Source organism: Ruegeria sp. CK2, assembly GCF_056536585.1.
This window is the reverse complement of record NZ_JBQFPW010000002.1, coordinates 236,831-259,462: the sequence shown is the minus strand read 5'-3', so window position 1 is coordinate 259,462 and position 22,632 is coordinate 236,831. Positions and strand designations below refer to the sequence as shown.

At 57.6% G+C, this 22,632-nt stretch carries 21 protein-coding genes; 12 read left to right on the top strand and 9 right to left on the bottom strand.

The window, feature by feature from the left end; translation table 11 throughout:
* The first annotated feature begins 76 nt into the window (after nt 1-76).
* The 4 genes from ACR0BU_RS04425 to ACR0BU_RS04410 all read left to right on the top strand — a co-directional run bounded on the left by ACR0BU_RS04425 (nt 77) and on the right by ACR0BU_RS04410 (nt 1,700).
* Nucleotides 77-466 carry a MerR family transcriptional regulator gene (locus ACR0BU_RS04425; protein ID WP_480736037.1) on the top strand — a complete coding sequence of 130 codons (390 nt, stop codon included), beginning with the start codon at nt 77-79 and terminating at the stop codon, nt 464-466.
* Between the two features lie 163 nt (nt 467-629).
* A complete protein-coding gene (locus ACR0BU_RS04420) occupies nt 630-785 on the top strand; it encodes a hypothetical protein (RefSeq protein ID WP_480736039.1) in 156 nt (51 codons plus the stop codon).
* Between the two features lie 69 nt (nt 786-854).
* Nucleotides 855-1,313 carry a CopD family protein gene (locus ACR0BU_RS04415; protein ID WP_480736040.1) on the top strand — a complete coding sequence of 153 codons (459 nt, stop codon included), beginning with the start codon at nt 855-857 and terminating at the stop codon, nt 1,311-1,313.
* A gap of 204 nt (nt 1,314-1,517) precedes the next feature.
* Nucleotides 1,518-1,700: a hypothetical protein gene (locus ACR0BU_RS04410; protein WP_480755729.1), complete on the top strand. Its 183-nt coding sequence runs from the start codon at nt 1,518-1,520 to the stop codon at nt 1,698-1,700.
* Nucleotides 1,701-2,051: 351 nt separating this feature from the next.
* On the opposite strand, the gene ACR0BU_RS04405 is transcribed toward ACR0BU_RS04410, so the two are convergent.
* Nucleotides 2,052-3,068: a GlxA family transcriptional regulator gene (locus ACR0BU_RS04405; RefSeq protein ID WP_480736044.1), complete on the bottom strand. Its 1,017-nt coding sequence runs from the start codon at nt 3,066-3,068 to the stop codon at nt 2,052-2,054.
* Nucleotides 3,069-3,131: 63 nt separating this feature from the next.
* Here ACR0BU_RS04405 and ACR0BU_RS04400 point away from each other — a divergent pair, with 63 nt between their 5' ends.
* Complete coding sequence (locus ACR0BU_RS04400) at nt 3,132-3,740, top strand: DJ-1/PfpI family protein (RefSeq protein ID WP_299077111.1); 609 nt, start codon at nt 3,132-3,134, stop codon at nt 3,738-3,740.
* A 163-nt stretch (nt 3,741-3,903) separates the two neighbouring features.
* Here ACR0BU_RS04400 and ACR0BU_RS04395 read toward each other — a convergent pair whose 3' ends face one another.
* Both ACR0BU_RS04395 and ACR0BU_RS04390 read right to left on the bottom strand, forming a co-directional pair.
* The gene (locus ACR0BU_RS04395) at nt 3,904-4,245 is read right to left on the bottom strand and encodes a sigma factor-like helix-turn-helix DNA-binding protein (protein WP_480736307.1); all 342 of its coding nucleotides are present in this window, start codon (nt 4,243-4,245) and stop codon (nt 3,904-3,906) included.
* A gap of 230 nt (nt 4,246-4,475) precedes the next feature.
* Nucleotides 4,476-6,758, bottom strand: a complete 2,283-nt coding sequence (locus tag ACR0BU_RS04390) for an adenosylcobalamin-dependent ribonucleoside-diphosphate reductase (protein ID WP_480736045.1) — start codon at nt 6,756-6,758, stop codon at nt 4,476-4,478.
* Between the two features lie 129 nt (nt 6,759-6,887).
* Here ACR0BU_RS04390 and ACR0BU_RS04385 point away from each other — a divergent pair, with 129 nt between their 5' ends.
* Nucleotides 6,888-7,319: a DUF1489 family protein gene (locus ACR0BU_RS04385; protein WP_480736047.1), complete on the top strand. Its 432-nt coding sequence runs from the start codon at nt 6,888-6,890 to the stop codon at nt 7,317-7,319.
* Nucleotides 7,320-7,321: 2 nt separating this feature from the next.
* On the opposite strand, the gene hisG is transcribed toward ACR0BU_RS04385, so the two are convergent.
* Genes hisG through hisS form a run of 3 tightly spaced genes read right to left on the bottom strand, consistent with a single transcriptional unit; the run spans nt 7,322 to nt 10,587 of the window.
* The gene (gene hisG / locus ACR0BU_RS04380; protein ID WP_480736049.1) at nt 7,322-8,011 is read right to left on the bottom strand and encodes an ATP phosphoribosyltransferase; all 690 of its coding nucleotides are present in this window, start codon (nt 8,009-8,011) and stop codon (nt 7,322-7,324) included.
* Nucleotides 8,011-9,096: an ATP phosphoribosyltransferase regulatory subunit gene (locus ACR0BU_RS04375; protein ID WP_480736050.1), complete on the bottom strand. Its 1,086-nt coding sequence runs from the start codon at nt 9,094-9,096 to the stop codon at nt 8,011-8,013. Before ACR0BU_RS04375 ends, hisG begins: the two co-directional genes overlap by 1 nt.
* A gap of 3 nt (nt 9,097-9,099) precedes the next feature.
* A complete protein-coding gene (hisS, locus tag ACR0BU_RS04370; RefSeq protein WP_480736051.1) occupies nt 9,100-10,587 on the bottom strand; it encodes a histidine--tRNA ligase in 1,488 nt (495 codons plus the stop codon).
* Between the two features lie 158 nt (nt 10,588-10,745).
* Here hisS and ACR0BU_RS04365 point away from each other — a divergent pair, with 158 nt between their 5' ends.
* A complete protein-coding gene (locus ACR0BU_RS04365) occupies nt 10,746-10,940 on the top strand; it encodes a SlyX family protein (RefSeq protein WP_298933698.1) in 195 nt (64 codons plus the stop codon).
* Nucleotides 10,941-11,051: 111 nt separating this feature from the next.
* Nucleotides 11,052-11,810: an SDR family NAD(P)-dependent oxidoreductase gene (locus ACR0BU_RS04360; RefSeq protein ID WP_298933700.1), complete on the top strand. Its 759-nt coding sequence runs from the start codon at nt 11,052-11,054 to the stop codon at nt 11,808-11,810.
* A 43-nt stretch (nt 11,811-11,853) separates the two neighbouring features.
* On the opposite strand, the gene ACR0BU_RS04355 is transcribed toward ACR0BU_RS04360, so the two are convergent.
* From ACR0BU_RS04355 to dnaE, 3 genes are all read right to left on the bottom strand, one after another.
* Complete coding sequence (locus ACR0BU_RS04355; RefSeq protein ID WP_299077132.1) at nt 11,854-12,222, bottom strand: hypothetical protein; 369 nt, start codon at nt 12,220-12,222, stop codon at nt 11,854-11,856.
* Nucleotides 12,223-12,227: 5 nt separating this feature from the next.
* The gene (locus tag ACR0BU_RS04350; RefSeq protein ID WP_480736053.1) at nt 12,228-12,446 is read right to left on the bottom strand and encodes a glycine zipper 2TM domain-containing protein; all 219 of its coding nucleotides are present in this window, start codon (nt 12,444-12,446) and stop codon (nt 12,228-12,230) included.
* A 91-nt stretch (nt 12,447-12,537) separates the two neighbouring features.
* Nucleotides 12,538-16,065, bottom strand: coding sequence for a DNA polymerase III subunit alpha (dnaE, locus tag ACR0BU_RS04345; RefSeq protein WP_480736054.1), 3,528 nt, complete (start codon nt 16,063-16,065; stop codon nt 12,538-12,540).
* Nucleotides 16,066-16,409: 344 nt separating this feature from the next.
* Here dnaE and xdhA point away from each other — a divergent pair, with 344 nt between their 5' ends.
* The 4 genes from xdhA to ACR0BU_RS04325 are packed head-to-tail and all read left to right on the top strand — an operon-like array spanning nt 16,410 to nt 22,625.
* Nucleotides 16,410-17,771 (top strand): xanthine dehydrogenase small subunit, encoded by a 1,362-nt coding sequence (xdhA, locus tag ACR0BU_RS04340; RefSeq protein WP_480736056.1) that lies wholly within the window; start codon nt 16,410-16,412, stop codon nt 17,769-17,771.
* Entirely contained in the window at nt 17,768-20,176 is a 2,409-nt protein-coding gene (gene xdhB / locus ACR0BU_RS04335) for a xanthine dehydrogenase molybdopterin binding subunit (protein ID WP_480736057.1), read from the top strand. The genes xdhA and xdhB overlap by 4 nt, the downstream gene beginning before the upstream one ends.
* Nucleotides 20,176-21,111: a xanthine dehydrogenase accessory protein XdhC gene (gene xdhC / locus ACR0BU_RS04330; RefSeq protein WP_480736059.1), complete on the top strand. Its 936-nt coding sequence runs from the start codon at nt 20,176-20,178 to the stop codon at nt 21,109-21,111. Before xdhB ends, xdhC begins: the two co-directional genes overlap by 1 nt.
* Complete coding sequence (locus ACR0BU_RS04325; protein WP_480736060.1) at nt 21,108-22,625, top strand: ABC transporter ATP-binding protein; 1,518 nt, start codon at nt 21,108-21,110, stop codon at nt 22,623-22,625. The genes xdhC and ACR0BU_RS04325 overlap by 4 nt, the downstream gene beginning before the upstream one ends.
* Nucleotides 22,626-22,632: the final 7 nt, after the last annotated feature.

The following is a 22,632-nucleotide window of genomic DNA, read 5'->3' as shown; positions in this document are numbered from 1 at the left end:
TTGTGAGGAGTTGTCTAAGCGATCCGGTCTTATATAACTTCTGTAGTCACTACAGGATCAAGGTAGGAAATCTCACATGTTTGCGATTGGGGAAGCATCTCGGCAAAGCGGAGTTGGCATTGAAACGATCCGCTACTACGAACGCGAAGAGATCGTGCCCAAGCCAGAACGGGCATCAAATAATAGACGCATGTACTCCACGCAGGATATTGGAAGGCTTCGCTTCCTAAAAAAGTGCCGTGAACTAGGCTTTCCGTTGGCCGATGCGAAGACGCTCGTCGAACTCTCCGAAGGCGACAACGAAGATTGCCAATCTGTTAAGGAGTTGGCGGAACACCACGTCTTCAATGTGCGCAAAAAGATAAAGGAGCTTAAGCGGCTGGAAGCGGCATTGACTGAACTCACAGCCAATTGCGACAGTGGGAATGTTTCCTGCCCAATGCTCTCTCAACTCCGCTCCATGTAGTGGAAATTTGGGCGTTGCGCGGCCCTCTGGTACGCGCGCTGTATTGGGTTTGAACCCGGGCTGGGTTCGCCTCGTGAAGTACATTCGACCAAAAAACCCACAGTGCTAACGGTGTTTCTGATCCTTATTATGGGGCTTGGGAGTGTTGTGCATACGTTATCCAATGAGTTCGCTGGCGCTTAGCAACTCTTTCATCGTCATCGGCGGCGCGATTGCTGCGGCGATCCTGATGTCGCTGGCGTTGGAACGGGTGGCGTTCGGGCCCGTACGCGGCGGCGCCGATGGTTTGACCGATCCAGAAATGCTGGACCTGTTGTAGCAGACCCCGGTTGGCAACGTTCTGGTCTATCGGGTTGCCGACACGGTTCTGATAGTCGTCGGAGTATTCATGTCCTTAGTCGGCCAACGGATCGCACTTGTCGGTGGATTGATCGCTTTGTTCTCATTTGTTCAGATCGGGCATGTTCCTGAATTGGAACTACGGAGCGTCCGTTTGCTATTGCTCCTGCACATTCTGGGCATTGCGTTTTGGATCGGCGTCCTTGGACTGTTGAGTGCCCTGTCGCAACGGCCTGAATATCGGAGCAACGCGGCTGTGTTGGAGCATCGGTTTGGGCAGGCAGCCTCAGTTATTATCCCTGCATTGATTGTGGCGGAGCTGCTGATGGCTTGGATGTCGCTGGGATATCTATGGGCTTTGACGACCACTGGCTACGGGCAAACTCTGCTGATCAAGCTTGCACTTGTCGGTGCGGTCCTGACGTTGGCGGTTGCAAACAAACTCCGCTTCTTTCCTGCTATGCAGGCCGGGACGAGAAGCTGCGCGCCACTTGGCACGCTCCATTGAAATCGAATCTGCGGTCGTTCTGGTAGTGCTTGCAGCAACCGCGACGCTCACTAGCGTTTTGACTCTACCGAATTGAGGTATCCCATGAACAGGGGTGACTTTTTGATCATCATGTTATTTAGCTTCGCAACGGGCGCAAGCGCTGGTCACGAATTGCACGACCGGGATTTGGCCAATGGGCAAGCCCTATACGCCGAACAATGAGTGTCTTGCCATGGCGTGAATCTCGAAGGGCAGCCGGATTGGCAGACGCCCGATGACAACGGCACTCTGCCTGCGCCGCCGCATGACGAGACCGGGCATGAATGGCACCACGACAACCGGCTTCTATTCGAATACACCCAGCTGGGTGGCGCGGCGGCGCTGGCGGCGCCAACGGCTTTGTAAGTGGCATGCCCGGATTTGGTGATACCCTCACCAACGACAATATTTGGGACATTCTCGTCTACATAAGTTCCATTTGGCTTGAGCGAGTTCAGGAAAATCAAGCGGGCCGCAATCCACCGCACCAGTGACGCAGTGTTTTCGAAGTCGGCATAGGAGATTGACTAACAAAAGTCAGCATTTTTGCGCGATGTGTAACTTCGGCTGAACCCGAGTTTTGCAAATGCAGAATGCCAGCCGTCTGCATGATGTCTCTCATGGGCCGTCCGCCGCTACTGTTGGAAGTGAAGTACCGCCACGCTGGCTAGGGTCGGCGCCAAGCTTAAGTGGCTCGAACTAAGCTAGTCACTTGTGTCAGCCCTCTCGAAACATCGACTGATAGCTCGACGGTGACGTGCGAAGGTGTCTATGGAATGCTCTGCGCATCTTCTCCTGATCACGAAAGCCGCAGGCCTTCGCGATGATTTTAAAACTAAGTGTTGTTTCAATCAGAAGGTTTCGCGCGGCGTCCACCCTCATCTTCTCTAGCGAATTGGCCGGGGTCAAACCCACGCTCGCTGCATAGCGACGCGAAAAGCTGCGAGAACTCATCGAGCATCTTTCGGCCATATCGCTGACACTGATGGAGTGGGCCAGATTGCCCCGTAGCCAATCATGTAGCGGAGCAAACTCGCCTTCTGCATCGCGCGTTTGACGGGCAAGATCGGAGCTGAACTGTGATTGTCCGGCCGACCGGATCATGGGCGTCACCAGAGATCTGGCCAAGTGAAAGGCGGGCGCAGCACCCAGGTCTTCGCGGACAAGCGCTAGGGCCATGTCAATGCCAGCGGTAATGCCAGCGGAAGTCCAGATCGAACCATCCTTGATGAAGATCGGGTCTTCTTCGACTTGCACGTTGGGAAACCGGTCTGCGAGTTGGCTGCAATCCTCCCAATGCGTCACGGCTCTGCGTCCATCGAGCAATCTCGCCTGAGCGAGAACGAATGCGCCACAGCAGATCGAGCAAGTGCGTCTGACGCTTTTCGACAATTCTCCGATTTCGCGAACCAACCGAGTGTCGGTCTCGGCTACCCGCGCCCCGTCGCCACCCACAACTACCAAAGTGTCGATCTTCGCAACTTTGGCACCATCCCGAAGCCCGGCGAGCGGCACGGTGTCAATCTGAACGATTGTGTTGGTCGGGACCGGACCTCCTGCTATGGACGCGACGTGGGTATTATAGGCAAGATCACCGGTGTCACCCTCGCACGCTCGACTGAAGACATGCAAAGGTCCAACCAAGTCGAGCAAGACGATGCCTGGGTAAACAACGAACACGACGTTCGGTTTGTCGGGTGCGGGATTGGGTGAGTTGGCATGAAAAGGGGGCATGTTGTCATTCATGCCACAGGCCGCATCATGTATCCAGTGAGCGACAGGTAATGGAGACACACCATGAAAACGCTCGCCGCGCTGGTTTTCCCCGGCTTCCAAACACTGGATTTCTTTGGACCAATGGAGATGCTTGGAGACCCCAAATACGAGATCCGGATCATAACTGTCGCACAAACGAACGCCCCGGTGACCAGCCGTCACGGTCAGAGGATCGTGCCCGACACAACAATAGCTGAACGTTCCACCTACGACTTGCTCTTAATCCCCGGTGGGGATGCTGCGTTGGAAGAATGTACCAATGCTGAGATGCTTCAGTGGATTAGGGATGTCTCCGAGTCCGCGGAACGTGTGATGGCCGTTTGCACAGGCACAATCGTCTTGGGAATGACCGGCCTCATCAATGAAAGACGCGCAACGACCAACAAGCAAGACTTCACCGCTACCATCCATCACGCGCCCAAGGTTGATTGGGTTAAAGAGGCGCGATGGGTGGAAGACGGGAAGTTCTTTACGTCCTCTGGTGTCTCAGCAGGAATGGATATGGCTCTAGCTGTCCTCGCGGACCTCTATGGAGACGAAAAGGCCGAGGCGACTGCAGTCGGGACGGAGTATTCATGGCACCAAAATCCACATGAGGACCCGTTTGCAAAACTCGTCGGGTTGGTGTGATGGCTTAAGCGCACTCGGCTCCAGTCGATGAAACGTGGATCGAAAGTGAAAACAAAGACGAATTTGGGACCCGACGAGTGCGCGGCGAGTGTCCGAAATGCGGGCTGCAACCGCAGTATTGACAGGCGTCAGTCTACGGCAGCAACGGGCCGAGAGAGCTGCGTCAAAGAGCGCCGACTGCTTGCAGTCGCGCTATTACGAGACTGGTCATGTTGGCGCATCGTGTGCCGCTAAATGGGAAGATTGCTTCGAAGCCACCCCGGACCCGGTTTTCAATTGTAGTTTGCAACCTGCGGCGGGGGTGAAAAATGCGTGTTCTTACCGTTATCGGGTTGATCTGAAGCTGACTTGCGATGGCGAGAATACTCATTTCTTCTACTTCGCACAGCAGAAACGGCGGTCGCAGATGGGGTGGCAGATCGGAAACGGTAGTTTCAAGCAAGTCTCTCAATTGGGCGCGCCCAAGCGCTGTGTCGGGCAGTTCAGAGTCTTGTCCGGGGAACATAGTCACATTGGGTGCGCTGATTTCGTTCACGGTGTCGTACTCTTCAGCAATACGCGCTTGTCTGCGCTCGTTCAGACCGCAGTTTCAATCACTAGGAAAATATGGCGCAGCTTGTGAACGGCCTCAGATGATACCCGAGACCACTCATTCGCATCACCCGTCAAATGACCTATTGAAACGTTTAGGTCATGTCGCATGAAACGCCACACAAAAGTTACATTAACAAATGGCTAACTACATTTCGAGTGCCCGCAACTGCGGCAGGTCATGCAGCCCTCAATCATAACCATGTCAAATTGACCACACGACGGGCATGCTTTGCCGCGTGGCGCATCCATGTTCACCACTTGCGCCTGTGGGTCAGACTTGAGGCCCATGCCTTCGCCCTCAAGAAAGCCAATATTGACCATGTGCTGTTCGATCACCCCGCCAATCGCGGCCAGAATCGAAGGGATGTACTTGCCTTTGACCCAAGCCCCACCGCGCGGATCGAAAACAGCCTTCAGTTCTTCAACAACAAAAGAAACATCCCCGCCACGACGGAACACAGCAGAAATCATACGGGTCAGCGCAAGCGTCCAGGCATAGTGCTCCATGTTCTTCGAGTTGATGAACACTTCAAACGGGCGTCGGCGCCCACCGATGACGATATCGTTGATAGTCAGATAGATCGCATGCTCACTATCCGGCCATTTCAACTTGTAGGTCGACCCCTCCAGTGATTGAGGGCGATCCAGCGGTTCGGACATATAAACGACTTCGCCGCCATCAACCTGGTGGGGCGCGTCAGCACTTTCGCCCGGCACCTTGTCTTCGCTCTCTGATACGGTCAGAACCGATCCGGTCACGTCATTCGGGCGATAGGTGGTGCAGCCTTTGCAGCCCTGATCCCACGCCTGCATGTAGACGTCTTTGAACGCATCGAAACTGATGTCTTCGGGACAATTGATCGTCTTAGAGATCGAGCTGTCTATCCATTTTTGCGCCGCCGCCTGCATTTTGACGTGATCCGTCGGCGACAAGGTCTGTGCATTCACAAAGTAGTCTGGCAGTTCCGCTTCACCAAACTTATCGCGCCACATCTGCACGGCATAGTCGACCACTTCCTCTTCGGTGCGCGAGCCGTCCTTTTGCAGCACCTTGCGCGTGTAGGCATAGGCAAAGACAGGTTCGATTCCGGAAGATACGTTCCCGGCGTACAACGAAATGGTCCCTGTCGGCGCAATCGAAGTCAGCAGAGCATTGCGAATGCCATGTTCGCGGATCGCGTCGCGCACGTCGTCATCCATCTGCTGCATGGTACCGCTGGCCAGATAGTTCTCGGCGTCGAACAGGGGGAAGGCCCCCTTTTCGCGTGCCAAATCGACCGACGCCAGATACGCGGCGCGAGCAATCGCGTGCAACCAGCGCTCGGTCTGACGCGCCGCTTCGTCGGACCCATAGCGCAGTCCCAGCATCAACAGCGCATCCGCCAGACCGGTCACGCCGAGCCCGATGCGCCGTTTGGCCTGAGCTTCAGCCGCTTGCTCAGGCAGTGGAAACTTCGACGCGTCCACCACGTTGTCCATCATCCTGACGGCAGTGGCGACAAGGTCCTGCATCGCGGTCTCGTCCAAATGCGCACTGCGCTCAAACGGCTCTGCAACCAGACGTGCCATATTGATCGACCCCAGCAGACAAGCGCCGTAAGGCGGCAATGGCTGCTCACCACAGGGGTTCGTCGCTGAAATGGTTTCGACATAGCTTAGGTTGTTGGCTGCATTGATGCGGTCGATGAATATCACGCCCGGCTCGGCGTAGTCATAAGTCGCGTGCATGATCTTGTTCCAAAGGTCACGGGCTTGGACGGTGCGATAGACCTTGTCACCAAACACCAGTTCCCAAGGGCCATCGGCTTTGACCGCTTCCATAAACGCATCGGTCACCAGCACCGACATGTTAAACATGCGCAGGCGGGCCGGGTCGGATTTGGCGGTTATGAAATGCTCGATATCCGGATGATCGCACCGCATCGTCGCCATCATCGCACCGCGGCGCGACCCGGCGGACATTATGGTGCGGCACATCGCGTCCCACACGTCCATAAAGCTCAACGGACCCGACGCATCGGCGGCCACCCCATGCACGTCAGCGCCACGCGGGCGAATGGTCGAGAAATCGTATCCGATCCCCCCACCCTGCTGCATAGTCAAAGCGGCCTCTTTCAACATGTCGAAGATACCGCCCATGCTGTCCGGGACCGTGCCCATGACAAAACAGTTGAACAGCGTTACCTGCCGCGCGGTACCCGCGCCCGCAGTGATGCGCCCGGCGGGCAGGTATTTGAAGTCTTCCAATGCCGCGTAGAACTTTTCTTCCCAATGCGCAGGGTTTTGTTCCACCCGGGCCAGATCGCGCGCAATACGTCGCCAACTGTCTTCAACCGTCTGGTCGATAGGCGTGCCATCCGCTTGCTTGAAGCGGTATTTCATGTCCCAGATCTGCTCGGCGATGGGGGCGGCAAAGCGGCTCATTGGTGATTCCCTGTTTAGAAAGAGGTATCCAGAGTAGCTCATTTGGCACGCTTACCACAACACCTTGATGACGACAGATCATGAGCTACAATATGAAGACGGGTCTCGGGACGACTCTGTGGGAAAGCTGTGGATAAGTACGTAAACCTCATAAAACTCTCAGTTGGGTCAGAAAGCGTCGACACACTGATCGAATGGCAAGACAGCCGTAAACCGCTTTATGAGGACGGATTGCCGCGTCATGTCACACGCATGTGGCCCAAGCGACAGACCGAGATTCTGAACGGTGGATCAATCTATTGGGTGATTAAAGGCGTGGTTCAATGCCGCCAGCGCATTCTGAGGCTGGATGAGGTCATAGGCGAAGACGGTATCCGCCGCTGCGCCATTGTATTGGAGCCCGAAGTGCATCGCACCCAGAACGCACAGAAACGGCCGTTTCAAGGCTGGCGCTATCTGAAACCCGAAGACACTCCCCCGGATCTGCCCAAGGGTCGATCTCAGGACGATGCCTTGCCCGATGACCTTAACCGCGCGCTGGCTGAAATCGGCGTGCTGTAGCCTTAGCCAAGCCGATCCAGCAGGTCTGTCAGAACTTGTTTTTCTGCGGCGCTGTATTTGGATATTCGACTACGCCACAACGTTGCTTGTGATTTTAGGATCAGCCCGTCAGACAGGATTTTCAGGTGGTTGGCCCGCAAGGTTTCCCCGGTCGAGGTGATATCCGCGATCGCCTCAGCTGTTTCGTTCATTACCGTGCCTTCGGTCGCGCCCTGACTGTCGACAAGGGTGAAATCAGACACCCCAGCGTCAGACAGAAATTCCCGAACCAGGCGGTGGTACTTTGTCGCAATCCTCAATCGGTGTCCGTGAGTTTTGCGAAACGCCGCTGCGACAGCGTCCAGATCATCCAGTGTATCCACATCAACCCAACAGGCAGGCGTCGCGACAATCAGATCAGCCTGACCAAAGCCCAAAGGAGAAACCTCTTCGACCTGCTGTTCCCAACGCGGCAGCTTTTCCTGCACAAGATCTGTGCCCGTAACCCCAAGGTGGATGCGCCCGGAAGCCAAGTCGCGCGGAATTTCACCTGCAGACATCAGAACCAGAGAAACTCCGTCGATACCATCGACTTTGCCCGCATATTCCCGCTCGGATTCACTGCGCGACAAGGTGATGCCACGCTTTTCAAACCACGAGAAGGTCTTTTCCATCAAACGACCCTTGGATGGCACGCCAAGTTTCAAGCTCATCAGGCGACCCCCTCGATCTCAAGCATCAGGTCCGGTCGCAGCACACCACCGACCGCTGGGATTTCTGCCCCTTTGCCCAGTTGGCGCGTCAAGGCGTCGTACCGCCCGCCCGTTGCAATCGGAGGCAGGTCGGGACGACCTTCGGCATAAAACCCAAAGACAAACCCGTCGTAATACTCCATGGAGGTCCGGCCATAAGCCGCTTCGAAATCCAGCTTTTCGACATCAACACCCCGCGCCTGAAGCGCTGCAATCCGACGCTCCAACCGGTCCAGAGCTGGCGTTATCTGCGGCAAATCCACTGCTACATCACGCAATTGTTCCAACGCAAACGGCATGGTTTCACGCACGGCCAGCAAGGACTCGAGACCGGCAAGCTCGGTGTCAGAAATGGGTGGGGTCTCACGATCCTCGCGCAGCGCTTCGATCCGCGCTTCAATTTCCGAGGCGCGCCGCTTGCCGACCATTGGCATCTCATATGCCATCGGATCCTTCGCATCCAAAAGACCTGCTCTGTGTTCCGGTTCAGGTTTCCGGCCTGCGAACCGATCCAGCAGAGTGCGAAACCGGCGGGGGCGCCAAAGATGCCGCATCAACGCGGCCTTGCGCCGATCCGTTGTGCGCAATCCTTGCACCGCAGCCGTCAGTATGCCGATATCCCCTGTGGCGGCGCGCAAAGGTAGTCCGCGCAACTGCATGGCAAAAAGCGAAAAGACTTCTGCATCGGCCCCAGCGGGATCGTCGCGATCAAAGACTTCGTAGCCCACCTGAACGTATTCGTTCGCCCGGTCGGGATCATGTTCCTGTCGCCGAAAGACCTCACCTGAATAGGTATATCGCGCGGGTTCTGCGCCTTCGTTCATATGCATCTGAACAACGGGCAGGGTGAAATCGGGGCGCAGCATCTGTTCGCCCCGCAGAGCGTCGGAGGTGACATAGGCGCGCGCGCGGATGTCCTCACCATAAAGGTCCAGCAACGTCTCAGCTGGTTGCAGCAAGGGAGGGTCCACAACCCGCGCCCCGGCGGCCTCGAACCGCAGGCGCATCGCCGCAGAACGGGCCTGTATCTGAGAACGGTTGGGCATCGTTCAGTCCTGATTGTCCAGAATTTCGCGCACTTTGGCGACCAAATCGGCGCGCGGCACTTCGAACTGGCTGGGGCGTTCTTTCCATTCCTCCAGCGTGGCGCTTTCGGCAATCTTTGCACCCAGGATCAAATCCTTGATCTGCACGATGCCACCCGCTTTTTCGTCACCACCTTCGATCACAGCGATCGGAGAATTGCGCTTGTCTGCATATTTAAGCTGATTGCCAAAGTTCTTGGGGTTTCCCAGATAGACCTCGGCGCGAATGCCAGCATTGCGCAGTTCAGCCACCATTGCCTGATAGTCTGCCATACGGTCACGATCCATGACGGTCACGACAACAGGTCCAGTGGCTTGAGCACTGATACGACCCTTTTCGCGCAGGGCGGCCAGTAGCCGATCAACTCCGATAGAAATACCAGTTGCCGGGACTTCTTGTCCGGTAAAGCGTTTCACCAGATCATCATAGCGACCGCCGCCTGCTACGGACCCAAACTGCCGCTTGCGGCCTTTTTCGTCGAAGATTTCAAAGGTCAGCTCGGCTTCGTACACAGGCCCGGTGTAGTAGCCGAGGCCACGGACGACCGATGGATCGATCTCAATCCGATCCGCGCCATAGTCACCCGCAGCCAACAGCGCACCAATCTGTTCGAGCTCGGCAATACCATCCGCGCCGATCTTACTATCACCCACAGCAGCCTGCAGATTGGCCAGTGTTCCCGCAGTATCCGTAGCTTTGGAGGTCAGGAACGCAATCACAGGTTCCGCCTGATCATCGCTGAGGCCGACACCGTCGATAAACGCGCCCGACGCATCCAGACGACCCTTGGTCAGCAACTCGCGCACCCCGGCTTCTCCGACTTTGTCGAATTTGTCGATGGTGCGTAGTACGTTGTCGCGGGCAGCGACATCATCGCCCAGCCCCATTGCTTCAATTACACCGTTCAAAACCTTGCGGTTGTTGACGCGCACCAAATAGTCGCCGCGCGGAATACCCACGGTTTCCAGCGTATCCGACAGCATCGCACAGATCTCGGCATCAGCCGCCATTGAGGCCGTGCCTACCGTATCCGCATCACATTGATAAAACTGACGATACCGCCCTGGCCCGGGTTTTTCGTTGCGCCAGACGGGGCCCATCGCATAGCGACGATAAGGCGTCGGCAGGTCGTTACGGTGCTGCGCATAAACGCGCGCCAAAGGGGCGGTCAGGTCATAGCGCAGGGCCATCCAGTCGCCCTTGTCATTCTCGTCAACTTCCTGCCACGCAAACACACCCTCGTTCGGGCGATCTACGTCGGGCAGAAACTTGCCCAGCGCCTCAACCGTTTCAACCGCGCTGCTTTCAAGCGCGTCAAATCCGTAGCGATGATAGACGTCCGCAATGGCCCGCAGCATCTCGGTGCGCTGCGTGACTTCCTGGCCGAAATAGTCGCGGAACCCTTTTGGCGTGATGGCCTTGGGGCGGGGCTGTTTCTTGGGCTTGGCCATTTTGGGGCGTCCTTGGGAGTTAGTCGTTCCGCGCGCGGTCTATCTCATGGCCGGGATCGGGGCAAGCCAACGCGCGGCCGCACGGCGCGGTTTCACTGGTCATGCGCTTGCCGGGCCGCTATGAGCGAGACAGACACAAGCCCCCACAGGAACCCGATATGCAGCATCTGGAAGAACAGATCGCCCATCTGACCCGCACAGTTGAAGACTTGAACGCAGTTGTCACCCGGCAACAAGACGAGATTGATAACCTGACCCGCCGGGTTGAGATGCTGATGCGACGCGAAGGGGAACGGGCTCAGGAAGGAACAGGCGGCATCGTCCTGGGGGACGAACGCCCACCGCATTACTGAAGATGCGGTGAATTTAAGGAGTTGTACAACACTCAGAGCGTGGATGTTACGACTTGTACAACACCCTGAACGACGCAAACCGCCCCAAAAGGCAGAAGACGGAGATAGCCGATGACCCAAAAACTTGCGCTTGTGACCGGGGCTGCCCGTGGCATCGGCTTGGCCACCACAAAGCTGTTTTTACAACAAGGGTGGCAGGTCGCAATGGTAGACCGGGACGCGGATGAATTGAAGCTGGCCGCTGAGGGGTTGGACAGTGCGCAGCCGTTTTTCTACGACATCTCGGTCCCAGAGCAAGTATCCGAAATGGTTGAGGCGGTACTCCACCATTTCGGGCAGATCGACGCGGTTGTGAACAATGCCGGCGTAGCGGATTTTGGTCCTATCGAAGAGGCGGATTTTGCGACCTGGCGACGGGTCATGGAAACCAATCTCGACGGTGTATTTCTGGTCAGTCAAGCGACTGTGCAGCCCTTGAAGACCAGCAAAGGCGCAATCGTCAATATCGCGTCAATATCAGGGCTCCGCGCCAGCACTTTGCGCGTGGCATATGGCACATCAAAGGCGGGGGTCATCCACCTGACGAAACAGCAGGCGGCGGAACTGGGTGAGTATGGCGTCCGGGCCAACTGTGTCTGTCCAGGTCCGGTCCGCACCAAACTGGCGATGGCCGTGCACACGCCCGATATCATCGCAGCTTATCACGACGCGATCCCCTTGAACCGCTATGGGTCGGAACAAGAGATCGCCGAGGTGATCTGCTTTCTGTGCTCGGACAAGGCCAGCTATGTGACCGGACAGGTGATCGCATCCGATGGCGGGTTTGACAGCACCGGCGTCGGGCTGCCCGCGCTTCGTCAGGACTGTTAGGAGGTCACGAAGCTAAGCCGCAACAGACCTGGCGATAAGCCCATCATAGTCCCAGCGTTGATTTCACCGCATTGTCAACAACACCAGCCAGCAATGCGTCTTTGTCATCCGCGCATCCGTCGCGCAGGGCTTCCACAAACGCCTGATGCAGTTTGGCTTTTTCCTCGTCAGAGGCCGCGTGGTCATTGATATCGATCTGACGGTTATAGATCGATACGGCGGTCAGCTTTTCGACGACAGCATAGATAAAGGCTTCATCCCCGTCTGCCTCTTCTACGACTGAGACACAGGTATGGTACATCACGGGCAACGCATCCTGAACCATTTGTTCGGCGGCCTCATCAGCAAAGGCCACGCTTGGCAGTGCTACACAAACGCTTGCCAATACGGCTCTTAAGGGGGTCATACGCATCGCATTCACTTCCAGTTGTGTCCAATAAATGCCCCGGCCACACCGCCAATGGCTGCGCCCTTGCCGTCTCCGATCAGGGCGCCAACCCCCGCGCCGATCAACGCGCCTTCGATCGTATTCTTCTTCTTTTTGTTGTCGGCAAGCCCCACCGATGCTGACACCAGCACCAGCGACGCAGTCGCGACCAAAGTGAGTGTTCTGAAACCGGTATCCGCAATTTTCATCTGGGCGCTCTCCTGTGATCTGACCCTTGAATACACATTCTGAATTCAGCCTAGCGAGGCCTGGACTATCTGGCAACAAAGCCGTCGCCGGTCAGATCTCTTCGACTGACATCACACCTTCCAGAGACTTCAGCGCACCTTTGATCTGTGGATTGATGGGAAAATCCTGACCGAGGTCCAGTTCAACATCACCGGGCAATCCCGGGTCCAGCAGACAAAGCTGGATTGGGCCTTTGGCCGCGCTGCGTGCGGCGCTGGCAGCGTCTTCCAACACTTTGGCGAGCGTTGGCACCGCCTGAGCCTGATCCACGAAAATCCGAAGACCGGTGGCGCCTGCGTCAGCAACAACCGAATCAATTGGTCCAACTGAGCGTCCCAGCAATTTGAGTTGATCGGCCTCCATCGTTGCTTCGGCGGTCAGCACGACCTGCGCACCGGTTTCCAAAAACTCGCGCGATTTTTCCAGAGTTTCGGAAAACAGAGTGACCTCGTAAGCACCGCTTGGGTCAGACAATTGCGCAAAGGCAAAGCGGTTACCCCGGGCGGATTTCCGTTCCTGACGCCCCGCAACCACTCCCGCCATCTTTGCGATCAACGGGCCGGATCGCGCCTTTTCCATCACCTCGTCCAAGGTCAGAACCTGTTTGCGTTTCAACGCAGGCATGTAGTCATCCAGGGGATGGCCGGACAGGTAGAAGCCAATTGCCTTGAACTCTTCGCTCAGGCGCTCGGCCGGTAACCAATCTGGCGTCGGCGACAGGCGCGGTTCGGGCAAATCATCCCCTGCCTCACCAAACAGCGACACCTGGTTCGAATTCTTCTGCTCGTGAATGGCAGCGGAATATTGTACCAACTGTTCAAGGCTGTCGAAAACCCTGCGGCGGTTCTTGTCGAGCTCATCAAAGGCCCCTGCCCGTGCCAGCATCTCAAGCGGACGTTTTCCGACCTTCTTCAGGTCGACGCGCCGGGCGAAATCAAACAGGTTGACGAAAGGCTTGTCAGCATCATCGTTCTGCGCGCCTCCAGCGCGACGCCCCTCGACCACAAGGTTCATCGCCTCGACGCCGACGTTTTTAAGGGCGCCCAGCGCATAAACAAGATGCCCCTCGGCAACATCAAAACTGGCATGAGATCGGTTCACGCAAGGTGGCACATACAGCAGTTCCAGCCCTTTGCGGACCTCTTCGAAATACACAGCCAGTTTGTCGGTCAGATGGATATCACAATTCATGACACCCGCCATGAACTCGACCGGGTGGTTCGCTTTCAGCCAGCCGGTCTGATAGCTGACCACCGCATAGGCCGCCGCGTGCGATTTGTTGAAGCCGTAATTGGCGAACTTGTCGAGCAGGTTCCAAACCTCGGTCGCCTTGGCTTCATCCACGTCGTTTTCAGCCGCACCTTTGAGGAATTTGGGCCGCTCGGCGTCCATCGCCTCCTGGATTTTCTTACCCATTGCGCGGCGCAACAAGTCCGCGCCGCCTAGGCTGTAACCCGCCATTTCCTGAGCGATCTGCATCACCTGTTCCTGATAGACGATAATGCCCTGGGTCTCGTCCAGGATGTGGTCGATGGAAGGGTGCAGCGTGTCCCGCTCGCTCAGCTTGTTCTTGACCTCGCAGAACTTGGGGATGTTCTCCATCGGGCCGGGACGGTAGAGCGCGACGAGGGCAATGATGTCTTCGATACAGTCCGGCTTCATGCGCTTGAGCGCATCCATCATGCCGCTGGATTCCACCTGAAACACTGCCACCGTCTTGGCGGCGGAATAGAGTTTGTATGTCGCCTCGTCATCCAGCGGGATGGCGTTGATCTGGTTTACCGCCCCTTCAGCGGGCTCATAAAGCTCGGTGCCGTCAGGGGCGATGTGCAAATCGCGCCCGGACTTGAAGATCAGATCCATCGCATTCTGGATCACAGTCAGCGTCTTCAAACCAAGAAAGTCGAACTTCACCAGCCCGGCCTGTTCCACCCATTTCATATTGAACTGGGTCGCGGGCATATCGGAGCGCGGATCCTGATACAGCGGCACCAGCGCGTCCAGAGGGCGGTCCCCGATCACAACACCTGCCGCGTGGGTCGAAGCGTTCCGCAACAACCCTTCAACCTGTTGGCCGTAGGTGAGCAAGCGGTCGACGACCTCTTCATTGCGAGCCTCTTCGCGCAGGCGGGGTTCGTCTTTCAGTGCTTTTTCGATGGAGACGGGTTTCACACCCTCGACAGGGATCATCTTGGACAGGCGGTCCACCTGACCGTAGGGCATTTGCAGGACCCGACCGATATCGCGCACGGCAGCTTTGGACAGCAACGCACCAAAGGTTATGATCTGCCCTACCCTGTCGCGCCCGTATTTTTGCTGCACGTAACGGATCACCTCTTCCCGGCGGTCCATGCAGAAATCGATGTCGAAGTCTGGCATCGAGACACGCTCGGGGTTCAGGAAACGTTCGAACAGGAGCGAATAGCGCAGCGGGTCAAGGTCCGTAATCGTTAGCGCATAGGCCACCAGAGAGCCCGCGCCAGAGCCTCGCCCAGGACCAACAGGAATATCCTGATCCTTGGACCATTGGATGAAATCCGCGACGATCAGGAAATAGCCAGGAAAGCCCATGCCTTCGATGATATCGAGTTCGAAATCCAGCCGTTCCTGATATTCCTCAGGCGTCACCGCATGCGGGATCACGGCAAGGCGTTTTTGCAAACCCTCATTGGCGATGCGGCGCAGTTCGGCGACCTCATCATCCGCGAATTTAGGCAAGATCGGATCGCGGCGATAGGCCATGAAGGCGCAGCGTTTGGCAATCTCTATCGTGTTCTCGATAGCTTCAGGCAGGTCCGCAAACAACGTGACCATTTCCTGCTGCGACTTAAAATAATGCTGCGCGGTCAGGCGCCGGCGACCGGCCTGCTGGTCCACGTAAGCCCCTTCAGAAATGCAGATCAGCGCGTCATGCGCCTCATACATGTCCGAGGTCGGGAAATAGACGTCATTTGTGGCCACCAGTGGTAAGTTCTTTGCATAGGCCATCTCGACATGACCGCGTTCAGTCAAGCGTTCGGCCTCGGGCTGACCATCCTCGCCGGGGTGACGTTGCAACTCAACGTAAAGCCGGTCGGGGAACATCGACGCCAACTGATCCACCAAGGCTTCGGCTGCTGGGCGCTGACCTTGTTGCAGCAGCCGCCCCACCGGCCCGTTCGGCCCGCCGGACAGGCAGATAAGGCCGTCGGAACGTTCTGCCAGTTCCTCCAACGTGACTTGCGGCAACTGACCGCCCTTGTCCACGTAGAGACAGGAGCTGAGTTTCATCAGGTTCTCATACCCAACCTCAGACTGAGCCAGCAGCACCAGCGGTGCCGGGATCTTGGGCTTTTCACCGGGTTGAGCTTGCACATAGGTCAGGTCAACCTGGCATCCCATGATCGGCTGGACACCTGCATCGCTGGCGGACACCGAAAACTCCAACGCCGAGAACATGCTGTTGGTGTCGGTCACCGCGACCGCCGGCATATCCATCTTCTCGCAAAGACCCGGCAGCTTTTTCAGCCGTACGGCGCCTTCCAGCAGGGAATATTCGGTGTGAACGCGGAGGTGAATGAATCGGGGAATACTGCTCATACCACGCAAGCTATCCCAGCCGGCGGTCGCGCAAAAGCCGGAACCTTAACCACCAACTGTCAAAAAAATCATCGTTGATTATTCGGCTTTTTCAGAAGGTGCTTCGCAAGGCGGCGCCGACCCCCAGCATAAAATTCTTTAGTTCCAAACAATTAAACACTACACACACACGACGATCTTACGCTGCATTGATGGAATGGTGCATATTACAGGTAGTTTTTCTTGCCAGATCACGCACGCTGTTTCTAACATCTTATGGCAAGCTACCAGCCCGCCACTCTTTCTACGTCGCATCGAAGGAGGGCACCGAGGGGCGCAACCGGGTAACGCGACGGGTTTCACGAATGAACATCACGTTTCTTCTGAACGGAGAGACAGTGGAGCTGGCGGATGTAAATCCGACAGCGACCTTGCTGGACTGGCTGCGCGAAGATCGCGGCCTCACCGGCACCAAGGAGGGCTGCAACGAAGGCGATTGCGGGGCTTGCACCGTCATGGTGACTGATGAGGGCGGCGCGAAAGCTCTGAATTCCTGCATTCTATTTCTGCCTCAGTTGCATGGAAGGGCTGTGCGCACCGTCGAAGGGGCCAGCGGCCCAAATGGAGAGGCGCACCCGGTTCAACAGGCGATGGTAGACCTGCACGGGTCGCAATGCGGGTTCTGTACGCCTGGTTTCGTGATGTCGATGGTCTCCAGTCATATCAATGGCGCCACGGATCACGACACGCAACTTGCGGGCAACCTATGCCGCTGCACGGGATACGCGCCGATCATTCGCGCCGCCGAAGCCGTCGAAAAGCACCCTGTACCGGTTTGGGTGAAAGACACGCCCGTAACAACGCAGGTGACTTCTTCCCTGCTGCCCGGATCGTCGGACGAACTGGCCCGGATCTACGCGCAATACCCGGACGCGACCTTGGTCGCCGGTGCGACCGATGTGGGCCTGTGGGTCACCAAGCAGCTACGCGATCTGGATCCGGTGATTTTCCTGAATGGCTGTGACGATCTGAAAGAAATCACCATCACAGAGGACGAAATCCGGTTTGGGGCCATGGTCGACATGAACCGGATAGGTGAGGCGTTGGCGGATCTGCATCCGTCTTATGCTGAGATGATCCGCCGCTATGCCAGTGTACAGGTGCGCCACGCTGCTACCCTAGGTGGCAACATCGCCAACGGCTCCCCCATCGGAGACAACCCGCCTGCGCTGATTGCGCTGAGTGCTGCCGTCCATTTACGTAAGGGCGACGTGCGACGTTCGATCCCGATGGAAAGCTTCTTCATCGACTATGGCAAGCAGGACCGCGCTCCCGGCGAATTCGTCGAAGCCATCAGCTTCCCGCGTCAGACAGACCGGTTGAAATGCTACAAACTGAGCAAACGGTTCGATCAGGATATCTCGGCGGTGTGTGGATGTTTCAAGATTTCGGTCGTGGACGGTGTCGTTGCCGACGCACGGATCGCCTTTGGCGGCATGGCGGGCATTCCGAAACGGGCTGCATGTGTCGAGGCCGCGCTGGTCGCAGAGCCCTGGACCCTTGAAACCATCCGGGCCGCTATCCCCGCCTTTGCCGACGACTTTACCCCGATGACGGACATGCGCGCCTCGGCACTCTATCGGCTTGAAACGGCCAAGGCATTGCTTGAACGCTATTTCCTTGAGGATCAGGGCGAAGCGACCAATGTGCTGGAGGTGTCGGCATGAGCGTGACCAAACCCCTCCCTCACGACGCGGCGCCGCTGCATGTGTCTGGCACTGCCCGCTATGTGGATGACATCCCAACGCCCAAGGGAACGTTGCATCTTGCCTTTGGCCTCAGCCCGATTGCCAAGGGTGCGATCAAGACCATGGATCTGTCTGCAGTCAAGACTGCAGACGGCGTTTTGATGGTGATGACAGCAGAAGACCTGCCGTTTGCCAACGATGTCTCCCCTTCTATCCATGATGAACCCCTGCTTTCCAACGGCACCGTTCACTACATCGGTCAGCCTGTTTTCCTTGTGGTCGCGACCAGCCATCTAGCCGCGCGCAAAGCCGCAAGATTAGGCAAGATCGACTATGCCGAAGAGACGCCGATCCTGACAGTGGAAGAGGCATTGGCCACCGACAGCCGGTTCGAAGATGGCCCACGCATCTATGCCAAGGGCGATGCGGAGGCCGCCATTTCAACCGCGACCCATGTGATCGAGGGCACGTTCGAGATTGGTGGCCAGGAGCATTTCTATCTGGAGGGTCAGGCCGCGTTGGCGGTGCCGAATGAGGGTGCGGATATGCTGGTGCACAGCTCGACCCAGCATCCCACCGAGATTCAGCACAAAGTTGCGGATGCGTTGGGCGTTCCCATGCACGCGGTCCGTGTCGAGACCCGCCGCATGGGCGGAGGGTTTGGCGGCAAGGAAAGCCAGGGCAACGCCTTGGCCGTGTCCTGCGCGATCGCGGCGCGTGCGACCGGTAAGGCTTGCAAGATGCGCTATGATCGGGATGACGACATGATCATCACTGGCAAGCGCCATGCGTTCCGCATTTCGTACCGCGCCGGGTTTGACGAGCACGGCCATATTCAGGGGGTTTCTTTCTTGCACTATGCGATCTGCGGCTGGGCGCAGGACCTGTCCCTGCCCGTCGCGGACCGTGCCATGTTGCATTCAGACAATGCCTATCTGCTGCCGAATGCGCGGATCGAGAGCCATCGGCTGAAGACCAACACCCAATCCGCCACCGCTTATCGCGGGTTCGGCGGCCCGCAGGGCATGGTCGGCATCGAACGCGTCATGGACCACGCGGCCCATGAACTGAAGCTTGACCCGGTCGAGTTGCGGCAACGGAACTACTATGAGCCTGCGCATGCGGTTGCCGATCTCGCGCCAACGCCGAAGCCACTGGGACACCCGGATCCGCACGAAGATCTGACCAGCCGCGGCGCGGCTGAAATGGCCCCATCAAACACGCCGGTCCGCCCGGTACCTGAAGGCGGTAACACGACGCCCTACGGCATGGAAGTTAGCGACTTTGAATTGCATGGCATGACGACCGCCCTGCTGGCCTCCAGCGACTACGCAGCGCGTAAAGCGGCCATCGCACAATGGAACGCCAAGAATTCCGTGATCAAGAAAGGCATTGCGTTTTCTCCGGTCAAGTTTGGTATTTCTTTCACGCTGACACATCTAAATCAGGCGGGTGCGCTGGTGCATGTCTATCAGGATGGCTCGGTCCATCTGAACCATGGCGGCACCGAGATGGGGCAAGGGCTATTCCAGAAAGTGGCGCAGGTTGCGGCGTCGCGTTTTGGCATCCCTTTGGAGATGGTGAAGATCACCGCAACTGATACGGCCAAGGTGCCGAATACCTCGGCCACGGCGGCATCGTCCGGTAGTGACTTGAACGGGATGGCGGTCAAAGCCGCCTGCGATACGATCCGGGACCGCATGGCGGACTATCTGGCCGAACGCCATCAGGCCGATCCGTCAAGCGTTCGTTTCACCGACGGCCATGTGGAAGTTGGCGAGGAGCGCTACAGTTTTGCCGAGGCAGCGGCGCTTGCCTATCAGGGGCGAGTCAGCCTTTCCGCAACCGGGTTTTACAAAACCCCCAGGATCGAATGGGACCGCATCAAGGGGCGCGGTCGGCCGTTCTTTTACTTCGCTTACGGAGCCTCGGTCACAGAGGTTGCGGTGGATATCCTGACAGGCGAAAACCGCATCCTGCGCACGGATATCCTGCATGATGCAGGCGCGTCGCTGAACCCTGCATTGGATATCGGGCAGATAGAAGGTGGCTACGTACAGGGCGCGGGCTGGTTGACGACGGAAGAACTGATCTGGGACGACAAGGGCAACCTTCGTACCCACGCGCCGTCGACTTACAAGATCCCGGCCTGTTCTGACCGGCCCGACGTATTCAACGTGGCGCTCTGGAACGCGGAGAACCGAGAGGACACGATCTATCGGTCCAAGGCGGTGGGTGAACCGCCGTTCATGCTGGGCATATCGGCATGGCTGGCGCTGTCGAATGCGGTGGCAGCCTGCGGCACTCGTTATCCGGCGCTGGACGCCCCTACCACGGCTGAACAGATCTGGCACGGCGTCCAACGGGTAAGGGGAGATACCTGATGGGATTTGATCGGGAGGCTTTGAGGGAGGCGGTCATTAACCACGGCACCGTGGTCCGCGTTGTGGTCGCCGGGATCAAGGGATCGTCCCCCCGCGAGGTTGGGGCTTCGATGCTTGTTTGGAAGACGGGTCAAAGCGGGACAATCGGCGGCGGCACTTTGGAATTTCAGGCAGCTGAGGCGGCGCGGTTGCAAACTGCGCAGTCCCGCCTGACTCAACACGCGCTTGGGCCAGATATGGGACAATGCTGCGGAGGGGCGGTGACGCTGCTCAGCGAGAGCTATGACCGAGCAGCTGTAGACTGCCTGGACGACGCCATTATTGCTCGTTCGGTATCTTGTGGTGAGATGCCTTTGTCGGTGAAGCGCTTGCTGGCAAAGGCCCGTGGACAGGGTGCGCAGCCAGATCCGCAACTCATCGATGGCTGGATGGTGGAGCCGGTGCATAAACCAACTCGTCATCTTTGGATCTGGGGCGCTGGCCACGTTGGTCGCGCGTTGGTTGATGTTCTGGCACCTCTCCCTGATTTGGCCATTACCTGGGTTGACACCGGACCAGAGCGATTTCCCGAAATGGTACCAGCGGGCGTAACCACCGTGCCCGCGGCGAAACCCGCCGAGCTTGTCCGCCACGCCCCGCACGATGCCGAACATCTTGTGCTGACTTACTCACACAATCTGGACCTAGAACTGTGCAACAGGCTGCTTTTGCACGATTTCCGCTTTGCGGGCCTGATTGGGTCGGCTACGAAATGGGCACGGTTTCGGTCGCGACTGGCGGCCCTTGGGCATTCGCCTGAGCGGATCGGGCGGATCACCTGCCCAATTGGTGACCCATCACTGGGTAAGCACCCGCAGATGATCGCCGTTGGTGCCGCGGCGCAGATCCTGCGCCCAGCCCGGCAGAACGAACTGAAGAAGGACCTGAGCGCGTGACCACTCCACTTCTGAGCCTGCAAGGGCTGACCAAAGCTTATCCCGGCGTCGTGGCCAATGATCAGGTGTCCTTTGACATCGGTGAGGGAGAGGTTCACGCCTTGTTGGGCGAAAACGGCGCGGGCAAATCCACGCTTGTTAAGATGATCTATGGCTTGGTGAAACCCGACAGCGGCACAATGCTGCTGCGGGGGCAGTCCTTTACACCATCCGAGCCCCGCGCAGCGCGCGCCGATGGGATCGCGATGGTGTTCCAGCATTTCTCGCTGTTTGACGCGCTTAACGTGGCCGAAAACATTGCGTTGGGGATGGAGAACCCACCTGCGATGGGGGATTTGGCTTCGCGCATCCGGGAGGTATCCGAGACCTATGGCCTGCCGCTGGACCCGTTTCGAACTGTTGGTGACCTGTCAGCCGGTGAGCGGCAGCGGGTTGAGATCATTCGCTGCCTGCTGCAAGATCCAAAGCTGCTGATCATGGACGAACCGACCTCGGTTCTGACGCCGCAAGAGGTTGAGATTCTGTTCGAGACCCTGAACAAGTTGCGGTCCGAGGGGACCTCGATCCTGTATATCTCGCATAAGCTGGAAGAGATCCGGACGCTGTGTGACCACGCCACGATCCTGCGTTTAGGCAAGAACGTCGGCGAATGTGTTCCGTCTGAGACCTCGGCGCGCGATATGGCCGAGATGATGGTCGGATCGACCTTGCAGACACCAGAGCGCAGCGGGCGTGAGTTTGGCGATGTCGCACTGGATGTCAGCGGCTTGTCGGTGCCGTCGCCCTCAGAATTCGGTACAGCACTGCGCAATGTGCATATGACGGTAAGCAAAGGTGAGGTTCTGGGCATCGGTGGGGTCGCCGGAAACGGCCAAGACGAATTGCTGGGCGTACTGTCCGGTGAAATTCCAACCGCAGCTGATGCCATTAAATTCGCCGGTCAGCCTATTGGCAAGCTTGGACCCACCGCGCGGCGCAAGCTGGGCGTCCTGACCGCGCCAGAGGAGCGGCTGGGCCATGCCGCGGCGCCTGACATGAGCCTGACCGAGAACGCATTGCTGACCGGATCGGTCCGCGAAGGGCTGGAAAACAACGGTTTCCTGAAGTGGGCCGAAACCCAAAGCTTTGCTGAGAAGATCATCAACGCGTTCGACGTTCGCACACCCGGCCCCGAGAACGCGGCGCGGTCCTTGTCGGGCGGAAACCTGCAGAAATTCGTCATCGGGCGAGAGGTTTTGCAAGATCCCGACGTGCTGGTGGTGAACCAACCAACCTGGGGCGTGGATGCGGCCGCGGCGGCCGCGATCCGACAGGCCATTCTGGATCTGGCCGCCAAAGGCACCGCGGTTGTGTGCATCAGTCAGGACCTGGATGAGCTCATGGAAATCTCAGACAGCTTTGCCGCGTTGAACGAAGGGCGGTTAAGCGCTCCGCGCGAGACGACCGGTCTGACCGTGGAAGAGATTGGCCTGATGATGGGCGGTGCACATGGTATGGAGGTTGCTCATGTGTGACCCGTGG